The 1,248-nt window shown below is 64.0% G+C and carries 2 protein-coding genes and 1 pseudogene; all 3 read left to right on the top strand.

Features of this window, described 5'->3' with window-relative positions; translation table 11 throughout:
• Positions 1 to 513: PhoH family protein (locus EOA86_RS35165; RefSeq protein WP_164892348.1), on the top strand; the 513-nt coding region annotated here is incomplete at its 5' end.
• Positions 514 to 525: 12 nt separating this feature from the next.
• Complete coding sequence (gene ybeY / locus EOA86_RS35160) at positions 526 to 1,032, top strand: rRNA maturation RNase YbeY (protein WP_127208843.1); 507 nt, start codon at positions 526 to 528, stop codon at positions 1,030 to 1,032.
• Positions 1,033 to 1,059: 27 nt separating this feature from the next.
• Positions 1,060 to 1,248: pseudogene (locus EOA86_RS35155) on the top strand (magnesium/cobalt efflux protein); the annotation flags it as partial.

The raw sequence follows: 1,248 nt of genomic DNA, 5'->3' as shown, positions 1-1,248 counted from the left end.
GTCGAGCGCATCGTGCTGTCGCGGCCGGCAGTCGAGGCCGGCGAACGGCTCGGCTTCCTGCCCGGCGATATGAAGGAGAAGGTCGATCCCTATCTGCGGCCGCTTTACGACGCGCTTTACGAGATGATGCCGGCCGACAAGGTCGAGCGGGCGATAGCCGCCGAGGTGATCGAGATCGCGCCGCTGGCCTTCATGCGCGGCCGCACGCTGGCGCACTCCGCCGTCATCCTCGACGAGGCGCAGAACACCACGCCGATGCAGATGAAGATGTTCCTGACCCGTCTCGGCGAGAACTCTCGCATGATCGTCACCGGCGATCCGACCCAGATCGATCTGCCGCAAAACACCAAATCCGGTCTGGTCGAGGCGCTCAGGATCCTCGACGGCGTCACCGGCATGGTGACGGTGCGCTTCAACGAAGGCGACGTCGTCAGGCATCCGCTGGTCGCCGAGATCGTCAAGGCTTACGACCGCGACGGCAAGCTGGCCCGGGGCCTGGGCGCCGAAGGCTGATGATGCAGCCTTATGGCTGAGGACAAGAAATCCGGAGGCGAGGATCTTCCGGTTCCCGTCGACATCGATATAGCGGTCGAAGCGGGCGACTGGCCGGAAGAGGCTGCGCTGACGCGGCTGGTCGATCGCGCCGTTGCCGCTGCGTTTGCCGAAACCGGCGTAGCCGGCCGTTCCGAACTCAGCATCGTCTTTTCTGACGATGCCCATATCCGCAGCCTCAATGCCGGCTGGCGCGGCAAGGACAAACCGACCAACGTCCTGTCTTTCCCGGCTTTTCAGCTCACAACGGGCGGCCCGCTGCCGCCCATGCTGGGCGACATCGTGCTGGCCGCCGAGACGGTTGCGCGGGAAGCCGCACTGGAAGACAAGCCTGTCGACAACCATATCATCCATCTCGTCATCCACGGCCTGTTGCATTTGCTGGGCTACGATCACGAGACCGACGCCGAGGCCGAGGAAATGGAAGCCGTCGAACGCGCAGCACTTGCGAGGCTTGCCATTCCCGATCCCTACGCGTAACTAAAAAGATCAAATGACCGGACGACGATGAACGACAAACCAGAGACTGCCGCCCGCCCAGACGCCGGCAGTGCGACCAAGCCATCCGAACAGGCGGAAGAGAGCTCGAGTCCGAGTACCACGACCGGCAGCTTCGCCAGCGAGCCATCGCCTGCCGGTCCTTCCCTGTTCGATCGCGTGCTCGGCCTGTTCAGGCAACGCAACGGCGCCAGCCTG

The organism is Mesorhizobium sp. M5C.F.Ca.IN.020.32.2.1, assembly GCF_004023105.1.
In the GTDB taxonomy this organism is placed as follows: Bacteria; Pseudomonadota; Alphaproteobacteria; order Rhizobiales; family Rhizobiaceae; genus Mesorhizobium; species Mesorhizobium wenxiniae.
Note: the sequence above shows the minus strand (reverse complement) of the source record. Positions and strands in the feature narration are given on the sequence as shown.

Excerpts from the sequence above, each read along its gene's own strand:
- ybeY (WP_127208843.1), top strand. The coding sequence starts at position 526 with ATGGCTGAGGACAAGAAATCCGGAGGCGAGGATCTTCCGGTTCCCGTC.